This window comes from Stenotrophomonas daejeonensis (genome assembly GCF_001431505.1).
Lineage (GTDB): Bacteria > Pseudomonadota > Gammaproteobacteria > Xanthomonadales > Xanthomonadaceae > Stenotrophomonas > Stenotrophomonas daejeonensis.
The window spans coordinates 1-20,514 of record NZ_LDJP01000036.1; the positions used below are offsets into that span (position 1 = coordinate 1).

The 20,514-nt window shown below is 70.9% G+C and carries 20 protein-coding genes; 14 read left to right on the plus strand and 6 right to left on the minus strand.

Translation table 11 applies throughout. The annotated features are described in order from the left end of the window. Positions 1-71: 71 nt before the first annotated feature. The 3 genes from ABB34_RS06655 to rpoE form a co-directional block, all read right to left on the minus strand. Positions 72-1,589, minus strand: a complete 1,518-nt coding sequence (locus ABB34_RS06655) for a DegQ family serine endoprotease (RefSeq protein ID WP_057640471.1) — start codon at positions 1,587-1,589, stop codon at positions 72-74. Between the two features lie 107 nt (positions 1,590-1,696). After that, positions 1,697-2,569 (minus strand): sigma-E factor negative regulatory protein, encoded by an 873-nt coding sequence (locus ABB34_RS06660; protein ID WP_057640472.1) that lies wholly within the window; start codon positions 2,567-2,569, stop codon positions 1,697-1,699. Next, on the minus strand, positions 2,566-3,186 hold the full coding sequence (gene rpoE / locus ABB34_RS06665; protein ID WP_057640473.1) for an RNA polymerase sigma factor RpoE: 621 nt from the start codon (positions 3,184-3,186) through the stop codon (positions 2,566-2,568). The genes ABB34_RS06660 and rpoE overlap by 4 nt, the downstream gene beginning before the upstream one ends. A gap of 239 nt (positions 3,187-3,425) precedes the next feature. Here rpoE and ABB34_RS06670 point away from each other — a divergent pair, with 239 nt between their 5' ends. The 12 genes from ABB34_RS06670 (at position 3,426) to ABB34_RS06720 (ending at position 15,457) form a co-directional block, all read left to right on the plus strand. Then, entirely contained in the window at positions 3,426-5,489 is a 2,064-nt protein-coding gene (locus ABB34_RS06670; protein ID WP_057640474.1) for a 3-hydroxyacyl-CoA dehydrogenase NAD-binding domain-containing protein, read from the plus strand. A 182-nt stretch (positions 5,490-5,671) separates the two neighbouring features. After that, a complete protein-coding gene (gene azu, locus ABB34_RS06675) occupies positions 5,672-6,127 on the plus strand; it encodes an azurin (protein WP_057640475.1) in 456 nt (151 codons plus the stop codon). 244 nt (positions 6,128-6,371) lie between these two features. Further along, positions 6,372-7,811 (plus strand): cytochrome-c oxidase, cbb3-type subunit I, encoded by a 1,440-nt coding sequence (ccoN, locus tag ABB34_RS06680; protein WP_057640476.1) that lies wholly within the window; start codon positions 6,372-6,374, stop codon positions 7,809-7,811. Positions 7,812-7,820: 9 nt separating this feature from the next. Then, positions 7,821-8,435: a cytochrome-c oxidase, cbb3-type subunit II gene (gene ccoO / locus ABB34_RS06685; RefSeq protein ID WP_057640477.1), complete on the plus strand. Its 615-nt coding sequence runs from the start codon at positions 7,821-7,823 to the stop codon at positions 8,433-8,435. A gap of 3 nt (positions 8,436-8,438) precedes the next feature. Next, positions 8,439-8,612, plus strand: coding sequence for a cbb3-type cytochrome oxidase subunit 3 (locus ABB34_RS14825; protein ID WP_083490094.1), 174 nt, complete (start codon positions 8,439-8,441; stop codon positions 8,610-8,612). Then, positions 8,609-9,547 carry a cytochrome-c oxidase, cbb3-type subunit III gene (gene ccoP, locus ABB34_RS06690; protein WP_057640478.1) on the plus strand — a complete coding sequence of 313 codons (939 nt, stop codon included), beginning with the start codon at positions 8,609-8,611 and terminating at the stop codon, positions 9,545-9,547. The genes ABB34_RS14825 and ccoP overlap by 4 nt, the downstream gene beginning before the upstream one ends. Beyond that, positions 9,544-9,843, plus strand: a complete 300-nt coding sequence (locus tag ABB34_RS06695; RefSeq protein WP_057640479.1) for a hypothetical protein — start codon at positions 9,544-9,546, stop codon at positions 9,841-9,843. Before ccoP ends, ABB34_RS06695 begins: the two co-directional genes overlap by 4 nt. Positions 9,844-10,010: 167 nt before the next feature. Next, entirely contained in the window at positions 10,011-11,561 is a 1,551-nt protein-coding gene (locus tag ABB34_RS06700) for a 4Fe-4S dicluster domain-containing protein (protein ID WP_057640480.1), read from the plus strand. Beyond that, positions 11,558-12,061 carry a FixH family protein gene (locus tag ABB34_RS06705; protein ID WP_057640481.1) on the plus strand — a complete coding sequence of 168 codons (504 nt, stop codon included), beginning with the start codon at positions 11,558-11,560 and terminating at the stop codon, positions 12,059-12,061. The genes ABB34_RS06700 and ABB34_RS06705 overlap by 4 nt, the downstream gene beginning before the upstream one ends. Positions 12,062-12,069: 8 nt before the next feature. After that, on the plus strand, positions 12,070-14,529 hold the full coding sequence (locus ABB34_RS06710; RefSeq protein WP_245625414.1) for a heavy metal translocating P-type ATPase: 2,460 nt from the start codon (positions 12,070-12,072) through the stop codon (positions 14,527-14,529). Then, a complete protein-coding gene (gene ccoS / locus ABB34_RS06715; protein WP_057640482.1) occupies positions 14,526-14,729 on the plus strand; it encodes a cbb3-type cytochrome oxidase assembly protein CcoS in 204 nt (67 codons plus the stop codon). Before ABB34_RS06710 ends, ccoS begins: the two co-directional genes overlap by 4 nt. Positions 14,730-14,734: 5 nt before the next feature. After that, positions 14,735-15,457: a sulfite exporter TauE/SafE family protein gene (locus ABB34_RS06720; protein WP_057640483.1), complete on the plus strand. Its 723-nt coding sequence runs from the start codon at positions 14,735-14,737 to the stop codon at positions 15,455-15,457. Between the two features lie 149 nt (positions 15,458-15,606). Here ABB34_RS06720 and ABB34_RS06725 read toward each other — a convergent pair whose 3' ends face one another. Together ABB34_RS06725 and ABB34_RS06730 are read right to left on the minus strand one after the other, a co-directional pair. After that, positions 15,607-16,542: a cation diffusion facilitator family transporter gene (locus tag ABB34_RS06725; RefSeq protein ID WP_057640484.1), complete on the minus strand. Its 936-nt coding sequence runs from the start codon at positions 16,540-16,542 to the stop codon at positions 15,607-15,609. Positions 16,543-16,616: 74 nt separating this feature from the next. Next, positions 16,617-17,390 carry a TlpA disulfide reductase family protein gene (locus ABB34_RS06730; protein ID WP_057640485.1) on the minus strand — a complete coding sequence of 258 codons (774 nt, stop codon included), beginning with the start codon at positions 17,388-17,390 and terminating at the stop codon, positions 16,617-16,619. A gap of 209 nt (positions 17,391-17,599) precedes the next feature. On the opposite strand from ABB34_RS06730, the gene ABB34_RS06735 reads away from it, so the two are divergent. Then, entirely contained in the window at positions 17,600-18,721 is a 1,122-nt protein-coding gene (locus ABB34_RS06735; RefSeq protein WP_057640486.1) for a metallophosphoesterase, read from the plus strand. 37 nt (positions 18,722-18,758) lie between these two features. Here the strand turns inward: ABB34_RS06735 and ABB34_RS06740 are convergent, their stop codons facing one another. After that, entirely contained in the window at positions 18,759-19,505 is a 747-nt protein-coding gene (locus ABB34_RS06740; RefSeq protein ID WP_083490096.1) for a Crp/Fnr family transcriptional regulator, read from the minus strand. Between the two features lie 6 nt (positions 19,506-19,511). Between ABB34_RS06740 and ABB34_RS06745 the strand changes: the two genes are divergently transcribed. Then, positions 19,512-20,514: ABC transporter substrate-binding protein (locus ABB34_RS06745; protein ID WP_211258180.1), on the plus strand; the 1,003-nt coding region annotated here is incomplete at its 3' end.

Here is a 20,514-nt window from a genome sequence, read left to right on the forward strand (position 1 = left end):
GTGGGGCAGCGAACCAGTGGCTCGCAAACTGCCCCTCTCACCCCGATGGGAGAGGGGCTTGAGATGCCAGCTCAGCCGCCGGCACGGACCGCGATGAAGGCGCTGTTGCCGCCGCTGCGCACCAGCAGCATCACCACGTCGCCCTTCTTGTAGCCGGCCAGTTCGCGGTTGAGCGCGGCCACGCTGCCCACCGCCGTGCGCCCGACCTGCAGCACCACCATGCCCGGCGCCAGCCGTGCCTCGCGCGCGGCCTGGCTGTTGACCCGGGTGATGCGCACGCCCTCGCCGGCCTCCAGCCCCAGTTGCTTGCGCTCGGCGGCGGTCAGGTCGGCCACCTCCAGCCCCAGCAGGGCATTGGCGCCGGCCTGCGGCGCATCCTCGCCGGCGCCGGCCGGCGCGTTGGCGGCACGGGCCGCGTCCTCGGCCAGTTCGGTCAGGGTGACGGTGATCTCGCGCTGCTTGCCGTCGCGCAGGATGCCCAGCCGGACCTTGCTGCCCGGCGGCATGGCGCCGATCAGCGGCGGCAGGTCGCTGGAAGCGCCAACCTCGGTGCCGTTGACCGAACGGATCACGTCGCCCAGTTGCACACCCGCCTTGGCCGCGGCCGAATCCTCGACCATCTGGTTGACCAGCGCACCGCGGCTGTCCGGCATGCCCAGCGCCTGCGCCTTGAGCGCGTCGATCGGCTGCACCACCACGCCCAGCTGGCCGCGGCTGACCTTGCCGCTCTTCTTGATCTGCTCCACCGCGTTCATCGCCAGGTCGATCGGGATCGCGAAGCTGATGCCCATGTAGCCGCCGGAGGCGGAGAAGATCTGCGAGTTGATGCCGACCACCTCGCCGCGGGTGTTGAGCAGCGGGCCGCCGGAGTTGCCCTGGTTGATCGCCACGTCGGTCTGGATGAACGGCACGTAGCGCTGCTCGGCATACGGGTTGCTGCGCCCGGTGGCGCTGACGATGCCGGCGGTGACCGAGTGGTCCAGCCCGAACGGCGAGCCGATCGCCACCACCCACTGCCCCGGCTTGAGCGTGTTGGAGTCGCCCACGCGCACGGTCGGCAGGCCCTTGGCGTCGATCTTCAGCAGCGCCACGTCGTACTGCGCGTCGCTGCCGACCACCTTGGCGTCGAACTCGCGGCGGTCGCTGAGCTTGACCTTGACCGTCTCGGCGCCGTCGATGACGTGGTGGTTGGTCAGCACGTAGCCGTCGGCGGAGATGATGAAGCCCGAGCCCATGCCGCGGCCGCGCGGGGTGTTGTCCGGCGCGTCGTCGGGCATCTGGAAATCCGGGCCGAAGAAGCGCCGGAAGAACTCGGGCAACTGGTCCATGTCCGGCCGCCCGGCGCCGGCCATGCGCGGATTGCGGCGCGCGCCGATGACGGTCTCGACGTTCACCACGCCCGGCCCGACCTGGTCGACCAGCTGGGTGAAGTCCGGCAGGCCGCTGACCAGCTGCGGCGCAGGGGCGGCGGAGCGCGGGGCGATCGCCTGTTCGGTCGGCGCGGCCGGGGCCTCGCTCTGGGCGCAGGCGGCCAGCGGCAGGGTCATCGCCAGCAGGCCAAACAGCCGCGTGTGGATACGGTGGGTCATCGGTTTCGAGCCTCCGGTTCGGGAATCAAGGGCATCACCTGCCGCCGGGCGCCCATCGCCCGGCAGCGGAATCGGGAAAATCCGGCGCGGCAACGGCGGCCGCAGGTTCAGTGCTGCGGCAGTGGCGGCTCGTGCCCGGCAGGCAGGTCCTGCAGCATCTGCGGCCGCGGTTCGAACGGGTAGAACGTCGTACCCCGCTCCTGTGCCGGGAAGCTGGCGTTGAGACTGCCCTGCGACAGCACCGGCGACAGCGGCGAGCGCGGCCACGGGCGGGCCTGCAGGGTGCCGGCGGCGTTGGCGAAGGGGTTCCGGTTCTGCTGCAACAGCGGAACCTCCGGCGCCTGCGCCGCGGCGACCGCGCGCTCCGGCTCGGCCAGCCGCGCCGCCGCGCCACGCGCCATCTGCCGGGTGCGGGTGGCGCTGCCGCGCCTGGCATCGGCGCGGCGTACCGCCACCGCGGCCACCACCGGCGCGGCGACGGCGAGCCCGGCGTCGGCATCGGCAATCCCGGGCGCCTCGGCCGGTGCCGGCAACTGCGCGGTGGTGGCGATCACCGTCTGCGGCGCGACCGGTGCGGTTTCCGGCAACTGTTCGCGGGCCATGAACAAGGCCACCGCGGCCACCGAAGCGGCCAGCGCGGCGCCGCCGCCCCAGCGCTTCCAGCCACGCCGCGCCACGTGCTGCGGCGCCGGCAACGGGCCATGCCGTGCCGCGTCGGCGGCGATGGCGGCCTGCACGCCCTGCGCGAAACCGGCCGGCGCCGGGGCGCAGGCATGCCCGCGCAGCACGTCGCCCAGCACCTGCCAGCGTTCCTGGCAGGCGGACAGCTCGGCGTCGTGTTCCAGCCGGCGCAGCAGGAAGCGCGCCTGGTCAGTCGCCAGCTCGCCGTCCACCAGCGCCGACAGCTGCTGCCGGTAGTGGAGCTCGAACTTGTCGGCCGGGGCCTCGGTGAAACCGTCGATGTCGTGGGAGGTACTCATGCGCGGCTCCGCTCACGGGTGGCGCTGGCGGTATCCAGCAGGGGGCGCAGTTGGGTATCGATGGCCTCGCGGGCGCGGAATATCCGCGAACGCACGGTGCCGATCGGGCAGCCCATCTTCTGTGCGATTTCCTCGTAACTCATGCCTTCCACCTCGCGCAGCGTGATGGCCGAGCGCAGCTCCTCGGGAAGCGCGTCGACCGCCTTCATCACGGTCTGTTCCAGTTCCTGGCGCATCAGCTCGCGCTCGGGCGTGTCGGTGTCGCGCAGCCGGGTACCGCCGTCGAAATGCTCGGCGTCGCCGATCTCGACGTCGTCGGTGGGCGGGCGCCGGTTGTGCGCGGCCAGGTGGTTCTTTGCGGTATTCACTGCGATGCGATGCAACCAGGTATAGAACTGGGCGTCGCCACGGAAATTCCCGATCGCGCGGTAGGCGCGCACGAAAGTGTCCTGGGCCACGTCCTGACATTCACTCCAGTCGGCGATGTAGCGCCCGATCAACGCGACGATGCGGTGCTGGTACTTGCGCACCAGGACATCGAACGCCGCGCTCTCGCCGCGCTGCACGCGCCGGACCAGCTCCAGATCCAGCTCCTGTGGTGTTTCAACCTCGGCCATGCGGGGCCGCACTCCTGTCAGCCCAACCGACGTCGGGCGATATGACCGCTGTTCGCGGGAAAAGTTCAGCGCCCCGTCCACGGGCCGCCGCACCGGCTTTTAACTTGCGTTCGGTTAGCCTGTCGGCACTGACCGCCGGCACGAACACCCTACGCTTCCCAAGCATTGGGATTTGACGCCGGGGAAACAACCTCAGGATCATAGCGACCTTCTCCATACACAACCGGATGGAACGTCCCATGCTTTCAGGTTTCGATGGGCTCCGCTTCACGCATTGGCAGGCCGAAATCCGCGACGACGGCATCGTCGTGCTCGCGCTGGACCGCCACGACAGCCCGGTCAACGCGATGTCGCAGGACGTGCTGCTGGAACTGGGCGACATCGTCGAGCGGCTGGCGATCGACCCGCCCAAGGGCGTGGTGATCCGTTCGGCCAAGGCCGCCGGTTTCATCGCCGGCGCCGACCTCAAGGAATTCCAGGAATTCGACCGCCGCGGCACGGTCAACGACGCCATCCGCCGCGGCCAGAGCGTCTACCAGAAGCTGGCCGAACTGCCCTGCCCGACCGTCGCCGCGATCCACGGCCACTGCCTGGGCGGCGGCACCGAGCTGGCGCTGGCCTGCCGCTACCGCGTCGCCTCCAACGATGCCTCCACCCGCATCGGCCTGCCGGAAACCCAGTTGGGCATCTTCCCCGGCTGGGGTGGCAGCGCGCGCCTGCCGCGGCTGGTCGGTGCCCCGGCGGCGATGGACATGATGCTGACCGGGCGCACGCTGTCGGCCTCGGCCGCGCGCGGCATCGGCCTGGTCGACAAGGTCGCCGCGCCGGCGGTGCTGCTGGACGCGGCGGTGGCGCTGGCGCAGTCCGGCACCACCCGGCCATTCAAGCAGCGCGCCGGCGCATGGCTGACCAACACCTGGCTGGCGCGCCAGATCCTCGCCCCGCAGATGGTCAAGCAGGTCGCGCGCAAGGCGAAGAAGGAGCACTACCCGGCCCCGTATGCGCTGATCTCGACGTGGGAGCGCAGTGGCGGCGGCAATATCCACAAGCGGCTGGACGCCGAGCGCCGCGCGGTGGTCAAGCTGGCCGGCGGCGCGACCGCGCGCAACCTGATCCGCATCTTCTTCCTGACCGAGCGGCTCAAGGCGCTGGGCGGCAAGGACGCAAATATCAGGCACGTGCACGTGGTCGGCGCCGGGGTGATGGGCGGTGACATCGCCGCGTGGGCGGCTTACAAAGGGTTCGATGTGACCCTGCAGGACCGCGAGCAGCGTTTCATCGATCCGGCCATGACCCGCGCGCAGGCGCTGTTCGAGAAAAAGGTGAAGGACCCGGCCAAGCGCCCGGACGTGGCGGCGCGGCTGAAGGCCGACCTGGCCGGCGACGGCGTCGCCCGCGCCGACCTGGTGATCGAGGCGATCATCGAGAACCCGGAGGCCAAGCGCGAGCTGTACCAGTCGCTGGAGCCGAAGATGAAGGCCGACGCGCTGCTGACCAGCAACACTTCCTCGATCCCGCTGGTCGAGCTGCGCGAGCACATCGCCCGCCCGGCACAGTTCGCCGGCCTGCACTACTTCAACCCGGTAGCGCAGATGCCGCTGGTGGAGATCATCCACCACGACGGCATGGCCCCGGAAACCGGACAGCGGCTGGCCGCGTTCTGCAAGGCGCTGGGCAAGTTCCCGGTGCCGGTGGCCGGCAGCCCCGGCTTCCTGGTCAACCGCGTGCTGTTCCCGTACATGCTGGAAGCGGCCACCGCCTATGCCGAGGGCATCCCCGGCGCGGTGATCGACAAGGCGGCGGTGAAGTTCGGCATGCCGATGGGGCCGATCGAACTGATCGACACCGTGGGCCTGGACGTGGCCGCCGGCGTCAGCAAGGAACTGGCCCCGTTCCTCGGCCTGCAGGTGCCGGCGGCGCTGGCCACGGTCGAGCCGGGCAAGCGTGGCAAGAAGGACGGCCAGGGCATCTACAGGTGGGAGAACGGCCGCGCGGTGAAGCCGGAGGTGGCCAAGGACTACCAGGCGCCGTCGGACCTGGAGGACCGGCTGGTCCTGCCGCTGCTCAACGAGGCGGTGGCCTGCCTGCACGAGGGCGTGGTGGCCGACGCCGACCTGCTCGACGCCGGGGTGATCTTCGGCACCGGCTTCGCCCCGTTCCGCGGCGGCCCGATCCAGCACATCCGCGCCACCGGCGCCGACGCGCTGGTGGAAAAGCTGCACACCCTGCAGGCCCGCCACGGCGACCGCTTCTCCCCGCGCCCGGGCTGGGACGCACCGGTACTGCGCGAGCCGGTGGCCTGAACCGGCCATCCGCATTCTTCCTCTTCCGGGGCCACCATCGCGTGGCCCCGCTCGTTTCCGTACCCCGTCCGTGGCCTGCGGCCGCAACCACGCGCGAGTTTGACCTGAATCAAGGTCCGCCGGGATCGTTGCGACGATCATTGCTGCAACCGCAACATCCACCCGTCCCAAGGACCACTGCAATGAAGCTTTCCCGCGTCTTCCTCGCCCTCGCCCTGCTCGGCGCCGCCGGCATGGCCCAGGCCGCCGGCAACTGCACCATCTCGCTGAAGGGCGACGACGCCATGAAGTTCGACCTGCGCGAAGCCACCGTGTCGGCCAGCTGCGCCACCGTCACCGTCGAGCTGGCGCACACCGGCAAGCTGCCGGTGGCCGCGATGGGCCACAACGTGGTCATCACCCCCACCGCCGACCTGGCCGCCGTGGCCCGCGACGGCGTCAAGGCCGGCACCGCCAACGACTACGTGGCCAAGGACGACGCCCGCGTGATCGCCCACACCGCGCTGGTCGGCGGCGGCGCCACCACCCGCGTCAGCTTCCCCGGCAACAAGCTCACCGCCGGCGGCGACTACAGCTTCTTCTGCAGCTTCCCCGGCCACTCCGCGCTGATGAAGGGCAAGCTGGTCGTCACCCGCTGATCCACGCCCCGGCGGTACCGCGACGGCCACCGCCTGCAGCCGGCTCCGGCAAGGCGGCGGGCGGCCGCCGCAGCCTATACTGTCCGGCGAGGGCACCCATGACATTCGGACTACTTTCCGTCGCCGGAAGGTGGTCTGCATGCGTTTGGAGCCCGAGCCGGCCGGACTTGCATTGATCCGGATCAATGCCCGGACTGCCTTACCCGGGGGACACTTCCCCCGTTCAGACTGAGGATCGGAGCGCATGCAAAGCGTGCAGGGAACTTACAACGACAAGGTGGTGCACCAGTTCGCGGTCGCGACCGTGTTCTGGGGCATCGTCGGCATGGCCGTGGGCGTGCTCTGCGCCGCCCAGCTGTACTGGCCGGCACTGAATTTCGACATCCCCTGGCTCACCTACAGCCGGCTGCGGCCGCTGCACACCAACGGCGTGATCTTCGCCTTCGGCGGCTCGGTCCTGTTCGCCACCTCCCTGTACGTGGTGCAGCGCACCTGCCACGTGCGGCTGATCTCCGACAAGCTGGCCGCCTTCGTGTTCTGGGGCTGGCAGGCGGCGATGGTCGGCGCGGTCATCACCCTGCCGATGGGCATCACCCAGAGCAAGGAATACGCCGAGCTGGAATGGCCGCTGGACGTGCTGATCACCATCGTCTGGGTGGCCTACGGCTGGCTGTTCTTCCGCACCATCGCCAAGCGCAAGGTCAAGCACATCTACGTGGCCAACTGGTTCTACGGCGCCTACATCATCGGCGTGGGCCTGCTGCACGTGGTCAACAACATGGTGATGCCGGCCGGGCTGTGGAAGTCCTACTCGCTGTACAGCGGCGCGGTCGATGCGATGGCGCAGTGGTGGTACGGGCACAACGCGGTGGCGTTCCTGCTGACCGTCGGCTACCTGGCGATGATGTACTACTTCGTTCCCAAGCAGGCGCAGCGCCCGATCTACTCCTACCGGCTGTCGATCGTGCATTTCTGGGCGCTGATCTCCATCTACATGTGGGCCGGCCCGCACCACCTGCACTACACCGCGCTGCCGGACTGGGCGCAGTCGGTGGGCATGGTGTTCTCTGTGATCCTGCTGGCCCCGAGCTGGGGCGGCGCGATGAACGGCATCCTCACGCTCTCCGGCGTGTGGCACAAGCTGCGCACCGACCCGATCCTGAAGTTCCTGATCGTGGCCATCAGCTTCTACATGATCGCCACCTTCGAAGGCCCGATGCTGTCGATCAAGACGGTCAACTCGCTGTCGCACTACACCGACTGGACCGTGGGCCACGTCCACGCCGGCACCCTGGGCTGGGTGGCGATGATCTCGATCGGCTCGCTGTACTCGCTGTACCCGCGCCTGCTGGGCCTGCAGGGCATGTACTCGACCAAGCTGATCGACGTGCACTTCTGGCTGCACACCATCGGCGTGGTGTTCTACATCGTCTCGATGTGGATCGCCGGCATCACCCAGGGCCTGATGTGGCGCGCCACCAACAGCGACGGCACGCTGACCTACACCTTCGTGGAAAGCCTGGTCAGCACCTACCCGTACTACCTGGGGCGCCTGCTGGGCGGCCTGATGATCCTGGCCGGCATGTGCCTGATGGGCTGGCACATGTGGAAGACCCGGCAGCAGGTGCGCGGCCTCGCCGAGCAGCCGGTCATGGCTCCCGACACCGCCAATGCCGAGGTCTGAGGACGAAACATGGGAATTGCACACGAGAAAGTCGAAAAGAACGTCGGCCTGCTGGCCATCCTCGTCGCCGTGGCGGTTTCGCTCGGCGGCCTGGCCGAGATCGTCCCGCTGATGTTCCAGGCCGAGGCCATCAAGCCGCTGCCCGGCGTCAAGCCCTACCCGGCGCTGGAGCTGGCCGGCCGCGACGTCTACATCCGCGAGGGTTGCTACGGCTGCCATTCGCAGATGGTGCGCACGCTGCGCTTCGAGACCGAGCGCTACGGCCATTACTCGCTGGCCGGCGAGTCGGTGTACGACCGCCCGTTCCAGTGGGGCTCCAAGCGCACCGGCCCGGACCTGGCCCGCGTCGGCGGCCGCTACTCCGACGCCTGGCACCGCGTGCACCTGCTGAACCCGCGCGACGTGGTGCCCGAGTCGAACATGCCGTCCTTCCCGTGGCTGGAGAAGAACAAGCTGGACGGCGCCACCGTGCAGGCGCACATGCGCGCCATCCAGCGGATCGGCGACCCCTACACCGACGCCGAGATCGCCGAGGCGCCGGCCGCGGTGGAAGGCAAGACCGAACTGGACGCGGTGGTGGCCTACCTGCAGGGCCTGGGCAAGAACGCACCGCGGGGAGAATGACCGATGCTTTCAGGAATCATCACCACCTTTCTGCTGCTGCTGTTCGTCGCCCTGTGGATCTGGGCCTGGCAGCCGCGCCTGCGCAAGAGTTTCGACGCCACCGCACGCCTGGCCGTGGATGACGAGGTGCCGGCCGGCGAGGAAATCACCGGCAACGACCGGAGGGAAAACGCATGACCACCCCTTGGAACTGGTACGTCATCGCACTGGTGCTGTTCAACCTGCTCGGCTGCGTGTGGCTGCTGTGGTGGACCTCCAAGCGCCGCCCCGGCGACCCCAGGCCGGAGGACACCAGCCACTACTGGGACGGTGACATCACCGAGTACAACAAGCCGATGCCGCGCTGGTGGATCAACGGCTTCTACATCGCCATCGTGTTCGGCTTCGGCTACCTGTTCTGGTACGGCGGCTTCGGCACCTACCAGGGCTTCGGCAAGTGGAGCTCGCAGGGCGAGCACGCGAAGGAAAAGGCGATCGAGGACGCCAAGCTCGCGCAGACCTTCAAGCCGTACGAAGGCCAGGCGATCGACGTGCTGGCCCGCGATCCCAAGGCGCTGGCGCTGGGCCGCTCGATCTTCGGCAATACCTGCGCCACCTGCCACGGCTCCTCGGGCCAGGGCGCCATCGGCTACCCGAACCTGGCCGACGACATCTGGCACTGGGGCGGCTCGCCCGAGCGCGTGCTGGAAACGGTGATGGACGGCCGCGAAGGGATCATGCCCGAGTGGGGCACCGTGCTCACCGGCATGGGCGGCCCGGAAGCGGTGGACTACACCATCGCCTACGTGCGCACCCTCGGCGCGCCGGAAACGCTGCAGAACAACTTCATGGCCGCGCAGGGCAAGAAGCTGTACGAAGGCGTCTGCGTGGCCTGCCACGGCGTCGACGGCAAGGGCAACCAGGAAATCGGCGCGCCCGACCTGACCGACAACTACTGGCTGTACGGCAGCAGCCGCGAGAGCCTGCGCAGGACCATCACCGAGGGCCGCCACGGCAGCATGCCGGCGCACCGCGAGCTGCTCGGCGAAACCCGCGTCCGCCTGGTTGCCGCATACGTCTGGTCGTTGTCGCATAATCAGGGCGAGTCCAAGGCCAGCACAGGTACCCAGTGACCGACTACAGCGAGCCACGCTTCGACCATCCCCCACGCCCCCTGGCCCAGCGCGTGGGGGCCATCGCCTGGCCCAGCTTCTTCGCCGCCGGCGTGGCGACGATGGTGTTCTTCGCCTTCGTCGACCCGCTGGTGCTGCGCGACCAGACCTTCCCCGACCTGCAGATGACCCGCGAATTCGGCTACACGCTGGGTTTCCTGATGTTCTGGCTGTGCACCGCTTCGTCGAGCCTGTTCACCTGGATCCTGCTGCGCCCCGCCAGCCGCTTCAACCGTCCCCTGCCACGGGACAAATGAACCGCCGCGGACGCGAGGCTGCGACATTCCGTCACTTCGCCCGCGCCGCCCGAACCCGAATACTGGGGCGTTCACGCGCACCCATGTGAGGCCATGATTTCCGTTCCACTTCGCCCGCCCTCCGCACCGGCACGCCGTCGTCCGGCCACCTGCATGGAGTTGCCAGCATGAGCAAACGCATCCCGCTGGAGGTCGTGAAGGACCAGGACGAGTCGTTCTACGTCAGCGAGCGCAAGGTCTACCCGCGCGACGTGAGCGGCCGCTTCGACCGCATGCGCAAGCTGGCGGTGTTCTGGCTGCTGGGCATGTACTACCTGTTCCCGTGGCTGTCGTGGGACGGCCGCCAGGCGGTGCTGTTCGACCTGCCGGCGCGCAAGTTCTACGTGTTCGGGCTGATCTTCTGGCCGCAGGACTTCAGCCTGCTGGCGCTGCTGCTGATCGTGCTGGCGCTGACCCTGTTCTTCGTCACCGCGCTGGCCGGCCGCCTGTGGTGCGGCTACGCCTGCCCGCAGACGGTGTGGACCGAATGCTTCCTGTGGATGGAGCGCTGGACCGAGGGCGACCGCATCAAGCGGATGAAGCTGGACGCCGGCCCCTGGAACCGCGAGAAGGTCCTGCGCAAGGGCTCCAAGCACCTCCTGTGGCTGTTCTTCGCGCTGTGGACCGGCTTCACCTTCGTCGGCTTCTTCACCCCGATCGTCAGCCTCGGCCAGCGCCTGTGGCCGTTCGACTGGAACGGCGCGGAAACCTTCTGGGTGCTGTTCTACGCGCTGGCCACCTGGGCCAACGCCGGCATCCTGCGCGAGCAGGTCTGCAAGTACATGTGCCCGTACGCGCGCTTCCAGAGCGCGATGTTCGACAACGACACCCTGATCATCGCCTACGACCCGATGCGCGGCGAACCGCGCGGCCCGCGCAAGCGCGGCCTGCCCAGCGTGCTGCAGCGCGCCCGCGGCCTGCTCGACCTGGCCAGCGCCTACGACTACGTGTTCCGCGCCAGCAGGCACCCCAGCGCCGCGCAGGCACGGTTGCAGGCCGCCGGCACGGTGATGCTGGGCGATGCCGGCAGCGAGGCCGCGCCGCTGCCGAAGTTCGAGCCGGAGGAGCTCGGCGACTGCATCGACTGCACCATGTGCGTGCAGGTGTGCCCGGTCGGCATCGACATCCGCAACGGCCTGCAATACGAGTGCATCGCCTGCGGCGCCTGCATCGATGCCTGCGACGAGGTGATGGACAAGGTCGGCATGCCGCACGGGCTGATCCGCTACACCACCCAGCATGCGCTGGACGGCGGCAGGACCCGGGTGCTGCGCCCGCGCATCTTCATCTACGGCCTGCTGCTGCTCGGCCTGGTCGGCACGTGGGTATGGAACGTGACCCACCGCGACACCCTGATCGTGGACGTGCTGCGCGACCGCAACGCGCTGTACCGGCAGACCGGCGATGGCCTGGTCGAGAACGACTACACGCTCAAGCTGGTCAACAAGAACACCCAGCCGCGCCGCTACCGCCTCAGCCTGGGCGCAGACGACGCCGGGCTGCGCCTGAACGGCCCGGCCACGATCGAAGCCGGCCCCGAGCAGGTGCTGCCGGTGGTCGTGAGCGTGACCGCGACCGAGGAGGTACAGGGGCGCAGGGTCCTGCACTTCGTGGTGGAGAGCGAGGACGGCAGGGAAAAGCGCGTGATCGAGAACAGTTTCTTCGGGCCAGTGCAATGAACGAATCCAGGAAGTCCTTGTGGGGCATCCCCGCCCTGTGGCTGGTGATCGGCCTGCCGCTGCTGGCCGTCGCGGCCAGCGTGTGGTTGCTGGTGATCGCCATACGCTCCGGCGGTGCCGACAGCATCTCCGACCCGGTCGACCGCGTGCTGCAGATCCAGACCGCCGACCTCGGCCCGGACGCCAACGCCCGCGAGCTGGGCCTGAGCGCGGTGCTGCGGGTCGAGGACGGCATCGTCGAGGTGCTACCCGCCACCGGCCAGTTCCCGCGCGACGCCGCGCTGCGGCTCACCCTCGAACACCCGACCCGGCAGGCCAGCGACCTGAGCCTGGAACTGGTGCCGCAGGGCCCGGGCTGGCGCATCGAACAGGCCGTCGAGGACGGCAACGACTGGCTGGTGCAACTGCGCCCGGCCGATGGCCAGTGGCGGCTGAAGGGGCGCCTGCCCAAGCAGCAGCACGCCACCCGCCTTTCCCCGTGGCTGGGCGAGGAGCACTGAGCCGCGCCGTGCCCGCCAACGCAACCCGGCCAGCCGTCACCGGGGTGGATACGGCAGGACTGTGCCAGCACTGCGGGGAACCGCTGCCGGCGCAGCCACACACACTGGAACTGGACGGCCGGCGGCAGGCGTTCTGCTGCCACGGCTGCGCCGCCGCCGCCGAGTGGATCGCCGGTTCCGACCTCGGCAGCTATTACCGGCTGCGCAGCGCCAGCGCCGGCCGCGTCGGCGACGACCTGCCCGACCTGGCGGTCTGGGACCGCGCCGACGTGCAGGCCGAACACAGCCGCGAGGTCGAGGGCGGGCGCGAGATCACCCTGCTCACCGACGGCATGCGCTGCGCCGCCTGCGCCTGGCTGATCAACCGCGCGCTGGCGCGCGAGCCGGGCGTGGTCGAGTGCGGCGCCAACGCCGTCACCGGCCGCATCCATATCACCTGGGACCCGGCACGCACCGCGCTGTCGGCGCCGCTGCAGCGGCTGGCGATGCTCGGCTACCGCCCCTACCTGGCCGGCAGCGAAGCACTGGAACGGCAGCGCGCCAACGAGCGCCGCCGCTGGCTGCTGCGGCTCGGCGTCGCCGGGCTGGGCACGCTGCAGGCGATGATGATGGCCGAGGCGCTGTACCTGGACTTCAACAACACCATGCAGGTGCCCACCCGCGATTTCTTCCGCTGGCTGACCTTCCTGCTGTCCACCCCGGTGGTGTTCTATTCCGGCTGGCTGTTCCTGAGCGGGGCCGCACGCGAACTGCGCCAGCGGCAGCTGGGGATGGACACGCTGATCGCCAGCTCCACCCTGCTGGCCTATTTCGCCAGCCTGTTGGAAACCATCCGCGGCGGGCCGCACGTGTGGTACGACGCGGCGGTGATGTTCGTGTTCTTCCTGCTGATCGCGCGCATGCTCGAACAGCGCGCGCGCAACGTCGCCAGCGCGCAGGTCGATGCGCTGGCGCGGGCGCGCCCGGCCTTCGCCACCCGCGAGCGCGCCGACGGCCAGCGCGAGGCGGTACCGCTGGCGGCGCTGGCGGTGGACGACGTGGCCTGCGTCGCCGCCGGCGAGGCGGTGCCCGCCGACGGCGTGCTGCTGGGCGGCGACGACGACGAAGCGTGGTTCGAGGAAGCCCTGCTGACCGGCGAATCCGCGCCGGTGCGCAAGCGTGCCGGCGCGCCGGTCTATGCCGGCACCACCTGCCGCGAACGCCCGGCGCGGCTGCGGGTGACCTGCACCGGCACCGCCACCCGGCTGTCGCAGCTGGTGCGGCTGGTGGAACAGGCGCAAGCGCACCGCCCGGCGCTGGCGCGGCTGGCCGACCGCATCGGCAGCCGCTTCGTGCTGACGCTGGTGCCGGTGGCGCTGGCGGTATTCGCCTGGTGGTGGCACCACGACGCCTCGCGCGCGCTGGAAGTCACCCTCGCCCTGCTGGTCATCAGCTGCCCGTGCGCGCTGTCGCTGGCGGTACCGGCGGCGCTGGCCGCGGCGCATGGCGCGCTGGCCCGCACCGGCCTGCTGGCGCTGCGCCCGGACGCACTGGACACCTTGGCGCGCGCCACCGACGTGGTGTTCGACAAGACCGGCACCCTCAGCGACGGCCGCCCGGCGCTGGCCGACGTGCAGGTGCTGGAAGCCAGCCTGTCCCGCGACGAAGCCCTGGCCGTGGCCGCCGCGCTGGAGCGCGACAGCGGCCACCCGCTGGCCGCCGCCTTCGCCCACGTCGATGCCGGCAACCTTGCGGTCACCCGGGTCGAAGCGGTGCCCGGCCACGGCATCCACGGCATCGTGCAGGGCCGCGCGTGGCGGCTGGGGCGCGCCGATTTCGCCGCCGGCCGCGACGACGACGGCGCACTGTGGCTGGGCGACGGCCACCATGCCAGCGCCCGCTTCCTGCTTGAAGAACGCGCCCGCGCCGACGCCGACGCCGCGCTTGCCGCGCTGCGCGCGCAGGGCCTGCGCCTGCACCTCGCCAGCGGCGACGGCGAGGCCGCGGTGCGGCGCATGGCCGCCACGCTGGCGCTGGACGACGTGCACGCGCGGCAGTCCCCCGAGGACAAGCTGGCGCTGGTGCGGCGCCTGCAGGCCGAGGGCCGGGTGGTGGCGATGATCGGCGATGGCCTCAACGACGCCCCTGTGCTGGCCGGCGCCGACGTATCCATCGCCATGTGCGACGGCGCCTCGCTGGCGCACCGCGCCGCCGACCTGGTCACCACCGGCGGCAGCCTGCTGCGCATCCCGGCCGCGGTGCGGCTGGCGCGTGGCACCGGCCGCATCATCCGCCAGAACCTGGCCTGGGCCGCCGGCTACAATCTGCTGGCGCTGCCGCTGGCCGCCGCCGGCCTGGTCACGCCGTGGCTGGCCGCGCTGGGCATGGCCGCGTCGTCGCTGGTGGTCACCCTCAACGCCCTGCGCCTGGCACGGATGGCGCCGGCCACCGCTTCCCCCACCTCACCGCAGCCGGAGGCCGCACGATGAGCATCCTGCTGTTGCTGGTCCCGCTGAGCCTGTTGCTGCTGGGCTTCGCCGTGGCCGCCTTCGTCTGGGCGGTCCGGCGCGGCCAGTTCGACGACCTCGACACCCCGGCGCTGGACATCCTCGAGGACGACGACAATCCCGCGCCGCCGCCGGCCACGGCCACGGCCAATCCGCCCGCGGACCCGCGCGACGACGCTTGAGCGCCATGCCGCTGGACCTGCCCACCCTGACCGCCGCCTTCGTCGCCGGCCTGCTCGGCGGCCTGCATTGCGCGGCCATGTGCGGCGGCATCGCCACCGGCTTCCCGGCATTGGCGCCTGGGCGACCGCTGGCGGTGGCGGTGCAGGCCAACCTTGGCCGCATCGGCAGCTACGTGCTGGCCGGCGCCCTCGCCGGTGGGCTCGGCGGCGGCATCCTGCGGCTGGCCCGCAGCGATGTGTTGACCCTCGGCCTGCGCATGGCCGCCGGCGTGGCGCTGGTGCTGGTCGCGCTGCGCCTGCTCAACAAGGGCGGGCGGCTGGACATGCTCTCCGGTCCGTCGCAGCGGGTCTGGCGCTGGCTGCAACCGCTGCACCGGCGCCTGCTGCCGGCCGACCGCACGTGGCGGCGGCTGGCGCTGGGCGCGCTGTGGGGCTGGATGCCCTGCGGCCTGAGCCTGAGCCTGCTGAGCGTGGCGTGGCTGCAGGCCAACGCCCGCGACGGCGCGCTGGTGATGGCCGCCTTCGGCCTGGCGACGCTGCCGGTGATGCTGCCGCTGTCGTGGTCCGGCGCGCACATGGGCCGCTGGCTGCAGCGCCCGCGCCTGCGCATCGCGATGGCCTGCTTCGTGCTGCTCACCGGCCTGCTGACGCTGGCCGCGCCGTGGCTGATGCAGATCCCGGCCCTGCATGGTCCGCTGGCGGCACTGGGGTGCCGGCCGCTGCATTGAAGTGACGGGGTGGATGCGGGCACACCCTGCATCTGCCGCCGTGGGTGCCGGGCTTGCCCGGCACGGGGCTTCATCAGGAAGGCTCCATGCGGGGCAAGCCCCGCATCCACGATGGATGCGCGGGCACGCCCTGCGTCCCCAACGGTCGTTCAATGGCCGTGGTCGTGATGATGATGCCCGTGATGGTCATGCCCGCTGCAATGGCCGACGTCACCGCAATGGTCGCCCTCGACCTGCAAGGTGGCGTGGTCGATGGCGAAGCGTTCGTGCAGCAACCCCGCCAGCTGCCGGCGCAGCGCGTCGGCATCCTCGCCCGCGGCGGCCACCACGTGCGCGGTCAATGCCGGGCGGTTCGAGGCCAGCGCCCACACATGCAGGTCGTGCACGTCGGCCACCCCGGGCTGGCCGCGCATGGCCGCATCCACCTCGGCCAGCACGATGCCCTTGGGCACGCCTTCGAGCAGCACGTTGACCGCCTCGCGCAGCAGCACCCAGGTGCGCGGCAGCACCCACAGGCCGATCAGCACCGCGAGGATGGGATCGACCAAAGTCCAGCCGGTGACGCGGATGACCAGCGCGGCGACGATCACCGCCAGCGAGCCGAGCATGTCGCTCCACACTTCCAGGTAGGCGCCCTTGACGTTGAGGCTCTCGCCGCTGCCGGCGCTGAGCAGGCGCATCGCGATCAGGTTCACCAGCAGGCCGAAGCCGGCCACCCACAGCATGCCGCTGGCGACGACCGGCTGCGGCGCGCGGAAGCGCTCGGCCGCTTCCCACAGGATGTACAGCCCCACCGCGAACAGCAGCAGGCCGTTGACGCAGGCGCCCAGCGCCTCCAGCCGCGCATAGCCATAGCTGCGGCGGGCATCGGGCGGGCGCCGCGCCAGCCGCACCGCGGTCAGTGCGATCACCAGCGCGACGGTGTCGGTGGCCATGTGCGCGGCGTCGGACAGCAGCGCCAGGCTGTTGCTCCAGAACGCACCCACCACTTCCACCACAAGATAGGAGGCGGTCAGCGCCAGTGCCCACCACAGCGGCTTCTCGTGGCGGATCTCGGCGGGCAGGTGGTTGTGGTCGTGGCTCATCGGCAGGCTCCGTGGAACGCGGCCAGCTTAGCCATGCGGCGGGCGCGGAGACTATTACATCGCCCGCCGCCGGCTCACTCCAGTTCGCGCAGCCGCGCCTGCAGGCCGGCGCGCGACAGCTCGCCCATGTGCACGCCGCGCAGGCGGCCGTCGCCGCCGAAGAACAACGTGGTCGGCAGCGCGCGGGCGCCGGTGCGCTGCATCAGCAGCGAATCGGCATCCAGCAGCACGTTGTCGGCTTCCAGCCGCGTTTGAGCGAGATAAGCGGCGACGTCGGCCATCTCCTCGCCCTGGTTGGCGAACACGAAGCCGATCTGCGGATGCGCGCGCTGCGCCTCCACCAGGGCCGGCATCTCGCGCCGGCATGGGCCACACCAGCTGGCCCACAGGTTGAGCACCAGCGGCTTGCCGGCATGCGCCGACAACGGCACCGCCTTGCCGTGTACGTCGGCCAGCGCCACGTCCAGCGGCAGCGCGATGGTCGAGCGCTGCACCGCGAACACGGCCATCGCCGCCACCAGCCACAGCGCACCGCTGGCGAACAGGCCCAGCAGCACCGGCTTGCGCGGCAGCTGCCGGCGCGTCGCCCACAGCGCGTATGCAAGCGCGACGGCCACGCCGGCCCACGGCAGGTAGCCACCGTCGCCAAGGCGGATGATGGCCAGCGGCCCGGCAAGGTAATCCGGCGCATGCAGCACGACATGCGCGACGCGCGCGCCCAGCACGCCCAGCAGCAGCGCATCCAGCACCACCGCGCCGGCACGGCCGCGCAGGCCGCCGGCCGCGGGCACCAGCGCGCGCGCGAATGCCCAGCCGACCAGCGCGGCGAGCGCCGCGATCAGCGCCATCAACGGAAACGGCCCGGCGCTGATCACCGCCCCGCCCCCACCATCACTCCCGGCGACTTCATCCTTTCCACTCCATCACGCTGCACCAGCGCCACGATGATGTCCGTGCCCGCCGCGGCTGTCACCCATGCGCGGACATGACCCATGCCACACAACACGGCGGCGGGCGCTGGCTACCATCGCAGGCCTTCGGTCACACGAGCCCGCCCATGCGCCGCCTGCCTGCCCTGCTGCTCACGCTGCTGCCCTTCGCCCTGTCGTGCGCCACCGCCACGCTGCATGCGCGCGAGGTCGCCGAGCCGGCCGCGCACGTCGATGCCGATGGCCCCTACCTGTTCCGCGATGGCACGCAGCTGCACGCGCGCTGGGTGTGCGACGACCGGGTGGTCGAACGCGAACTGGAAGCCGGCGACGTCGCCACGGTGGCCCCGCAATGCGGCTATGCCCACGCCGTGCGGGTGCCGGCCGCGGCCACCGCCGCGGCCGCGGTGCTGCCGGCGGCGGCGCGCATCGTCGCCGTATCCGACATCCACGGCCAGTACGGCCTGCTGGTGAAGCTGCTGCGCGCGCACCACGTCATCGACGACGCGGACCGCTGGGCGCTGGGTAGCGACACGCTGGTGGTGGCCGGCGACGTGTTCGACCGCGGCCCGCAGGTCACCGAGGCGTTCTGGCTGCTGTACGGCCTGCAGCAGCAGGCGGCCGCGGCCGGCGGCGCGGTGCATTTCGTGCTCGGCAACCATGAGACGATGGTGCTGTACGACGACCTGCGCTACGTCAACCCCAAGTACCTGCGCAGCGCGCAGCTGCTGGGCCGCAGCTACCCGCAGTTGTACGGTGCCGATTCGGTGATCGGGCAATGGCTGCGCACCCGCCCGGTGCTGCTGCGCATCGGCGACACCCTGTTCCTGCATGGCGGCATCGCGCCCGAAGCACTGCAACTGGCGCTGGCCCCGGAAGCCACCAACGCCGCCTACCGGGCCTCGCTGGGCCGGCCCAGGGCCGAGCTCAAGGCCGACCCGGCCACCGCACCGCTGTACGACGGCAAGACCAGCCCGATCTGGTACCGCGGCTATTTCGACGGCCGCCTCGACAGCGCCGGCGTGCAGGAGGTGCTGGACCGGCTGGGGCTTGCGCGCATCGTCGTCGGCCATACCTCGATGCCGCACGTGAGCAGCTTCCACGGCGGCCGCGTCGTCGCCATCGACAGCAGCATCAAGAAGGGCGAGAACGGCGAACTGCTGTTCATCGAGGACGGCAGGCTCAGCCGCGGCCTGCTCGACGGCAGCCGGGTGCCGCTGGCCGAGGGGCGAGCGGGGCTGGAGGACTGACGGGAAAACAGCCGGGGCTGGCGCCACGCGGCCCCGCTCAGAAGCTCCTGCGCGACGCGCTGGCCAGGTCGGCCAGGTACTCCGGGTCGAGGATTTCCCAATCCCGCTGCTGCCCGCGCAGGTGGCCGGCGCGCTGCCAGTCGGACAACAGCCGGCTCAGCGTTTCCGGGCGCACGCCGAGGCGCGCGGCGACCTGCCGGACCTGCAGCGGCAGGCGCACCCGGCGCGGCTCGCCGGGCCGGCGCAGCGACAGCAGGTAGGCGGCCAGCCGCTGCGCGGCCGAACTGCCGGCGAGCCAATCGATCTCGTTGGTGCGCTGGTAGACCCGTTCGCCCAGCCATTCCAGCATCCGCAGCGCCAGCCCCGGATCGGCATTGCAGGCCTGCCGCAGCGCCTGCCGCGGCAAGCGCAGCGCCAGCAGCGGCGCCTGCGCGCGTGCCCCCATCGGATAGCGGCCGTGCGGCATGAACATGGCCGCCTCGGCCACCAACTGGCCGGGGCCGTACAGGCTGTAGACGCGCTCCTCGCCGTCCTGGCCCATGCGCAGCACCTCGACCCGCCCGGCCAGCACCAGCAGGCAGTGCCGCGCCGCATCGCCCTCGCGGAACAGCCACTGCCCGGCCGCCAGCCGCAATGGCGCGGCCGCCTCCAGCAGGCGCTGCCCGGTGTCGGGTCGCAGTTCGCGGAACAGCGGGTGTTCGCGCAGCGCATCGGCCACCGCCGGCGGCCTATTGGGCGCGGCTTGATTTATGTCATTGGTGGCAGGGGCGGTCGGCACGAACATGGCCGCATGAGAATACTTCTTATTTGCCGAATCACTGCATCCCGGTCCGGCACCAAGGTCCTTGTCCTGCTGCTGGCCCTGCTGTTGGCCGCCTGCGGCGCTCCGCAGGCGCCGGCCGCCGCTGCCAGCGCGCCGGAACCAACCGATGACCCCCTGCGTCTGGCCGGCCCCGGCGCGGTGGTCAGCTTCCCGCTGATGCGCATGGCCGAGGTCGGGGTGGCGGTGGACGGGCGCGTGCTGCCGGCCGAGTTCCGGCTGTGGCAGAGCGCCGACCAGCTGCGGGTGATGCTGGCCCGCGGCGAGATCGACTACAGCGCCACCCCGGCCAACCTGCCGGCGCTGATGGCCAACCGCGGCGAGCCGGTGCGCCTGCTCAACGTGTCGGTCTGGGGCCTGCTGTGGCTGGTCAGCCGCGACCCGCAGTTGCACGACTTCGGCGACCTGCGCGGGCGCACCCTGCTGACCCCGTTCCGGCGCGACATGGGCGCCATCGCCCTGCACGAGCTGTACGCCGCGCAGGGGCTGGAACCGGGCCACGACCTGCAGCTGCGCCAGGCCCGCGACGCGCTGGATGCGGTCGCGTTGATGCTCGCCGGGCAGGCCGACCACGCGGTGCTGCCCGAGCCGACCGCCTCGTTGCTGCTGCAACGCAACCGCAACGAGGGTGGCGCGCCGCTGTATCGGGTACAGAGCCTGGAAGCGGCGTGGGCGCTGCGCTTCCCGCAGCAGCCGGAACTGCCGCAGGCCGGGGTCATGGCCGCCGCCCCGCGCGCCGCCGACACCGCGCTGGCGCAAGCCATCGTCGCCGCCTATGCCGAGGCTTCGCGCTGGTGCAAGGATGATCCGCCGGCCTGCGCGGCGCTGGCCCGGCGCCACCTGCCGCACATGCCGCTGCCGGCGCTGGAAGAGTCGATCCGGGTCACCCGCCTCGACGGCCTGCCCACCGCGCAGGTGCGGCCGCAGCTGGAAGCGCTGTACCGGCTGATCCTCGCCAGCCAGCCCGAGGCGG

What these genes read in the sequence shown, in the direction of transcription:
- rpoE (WP_057640473.1), bottom strand. Translation starts at nt 3,186, where the DNA reads ATGGCCGAGGTTGAAACACCACAGGAGCTGGATCTGGAGCTGGTCCGG.
- ccoS (WP_057640482.1), top strand. Translation starts at nt 14,526, where the DNA reads ATGAGCATCCTGCTGTTGCTGGTCCCGCTGAGCCTGTTGCTGCTGGGC.
- ABB34_RS14825 (WP_083490094.1), top strand. Translation starts at nt 8,439, where the DNA reads ATGCTTTCAGGAATCATCACCACCTTTCTGCTGCTGCTGTTCGTCGCC.
- ABB34_RS06740 (WP_083490096.1), bottom strand. Translation starts at nt 19,505, where the DNA reads ATGTTCGTGCCGACCGCCCCTGCCACCAATGACATAAATCAAGCCGCG.
- ABB34_RS06705 (WP_057640481.1), top strand. Translation starts at nt 11,558, where the DNA reads ATGAACGAATCCAGGAAGTCCTTGTGGGGCATCCCCGCCCTGTGGCTG.
- ABB34_RS06655 (WP_057640471.1), bottom strand. Translation starts at nt 1,589, where the DNA reads ATGACCCACCGTATCCACACGCGGCTGTTTGGCCTGCTGGCGATGACC.
- ABB34_RS06660 (WP_057640472.1), bottom strand. Translation starts at nt 2,569, where the DNA reads ATGAGTACCTCCCACGACATCGACGGTTTCACCGAGGCCCCGGCCGAC.
- ccoO (WP_057640477.1), top strand. Translation starts at nt 7,821, where the DNA reads ATGGGAATTGCACACGAGAAAGTCGAAAAGAACGTCGGCCTGCTGGCC.
- ABB34_RS06735 (WP_057640486.1), top strand. Translation starts at nt 17,600, where the DNA reads ATGCGCCGCCTGCCTGCCCTGCTGCTCACGCTGCTGCCCTTCGCCCTG.
- ccoP (WP_057640478.1), top strand. Translation starts at nt 8,609, where the DNA reads ATGACCACCCCTTGGAACTGGTACGTCATCGCACTGGTGCTGTTCAAC.
- azu (WP_057640475.1), top strand. Translation starts at nt 5,672, where the DNA reads ATGAAGCTTTCCCGCGTCTTCCTCGCCCTCGCCCTGCTCGGCGCCGCC.
- ABB34_RS06700 (WP_057640480.1), top strand. Translation starts at nt 10,011, where the DNA reads ATGAGCAAACGCATCCCGCTGGAGGTCGTGAAGGACCAGGACGAGTCG.
- ABB34_RS06725 (WP_057640484.1), bottom strand. Translation starts at nt 16,542, where the DNA reads ATGAGCCACGACCACAACCACCTGCCCGCCGAGATCCGCCACGAGAAG.
- ABB34_RS06720 (WP_057640483.1), top strand. Translation starts at nt 14,735, where the DNA reads ATGCCGCTGGACCTGCCCACCCTGACCGCCGCCTTCGTCGCCGGCCTG.
- ccoN (WP_057640476.1), top strand. Translation starts at nt 6,372, where the DNA reads ATGCAAAGCGTGCAGGGAACTTACAACGACAAGGTGGTGCACCAGTTC.
- ABB34_RS06730 (WP_057640485.1), bottom strand. Translation starts at nt 17,390, where the DNA reads ATGGCGCTGATCGCGGCGCTCGCCGCGCTGGTCGGCTGGGCATTCGCG.
- ABB34_RS06670 (WP_057640474.1), top strand. Translation starts at nt 3,426, where the DNA reads ATGCTTTCAGGTTTCGATGGGCTCCGCTTCACGCATTGGCAGGCCGAA.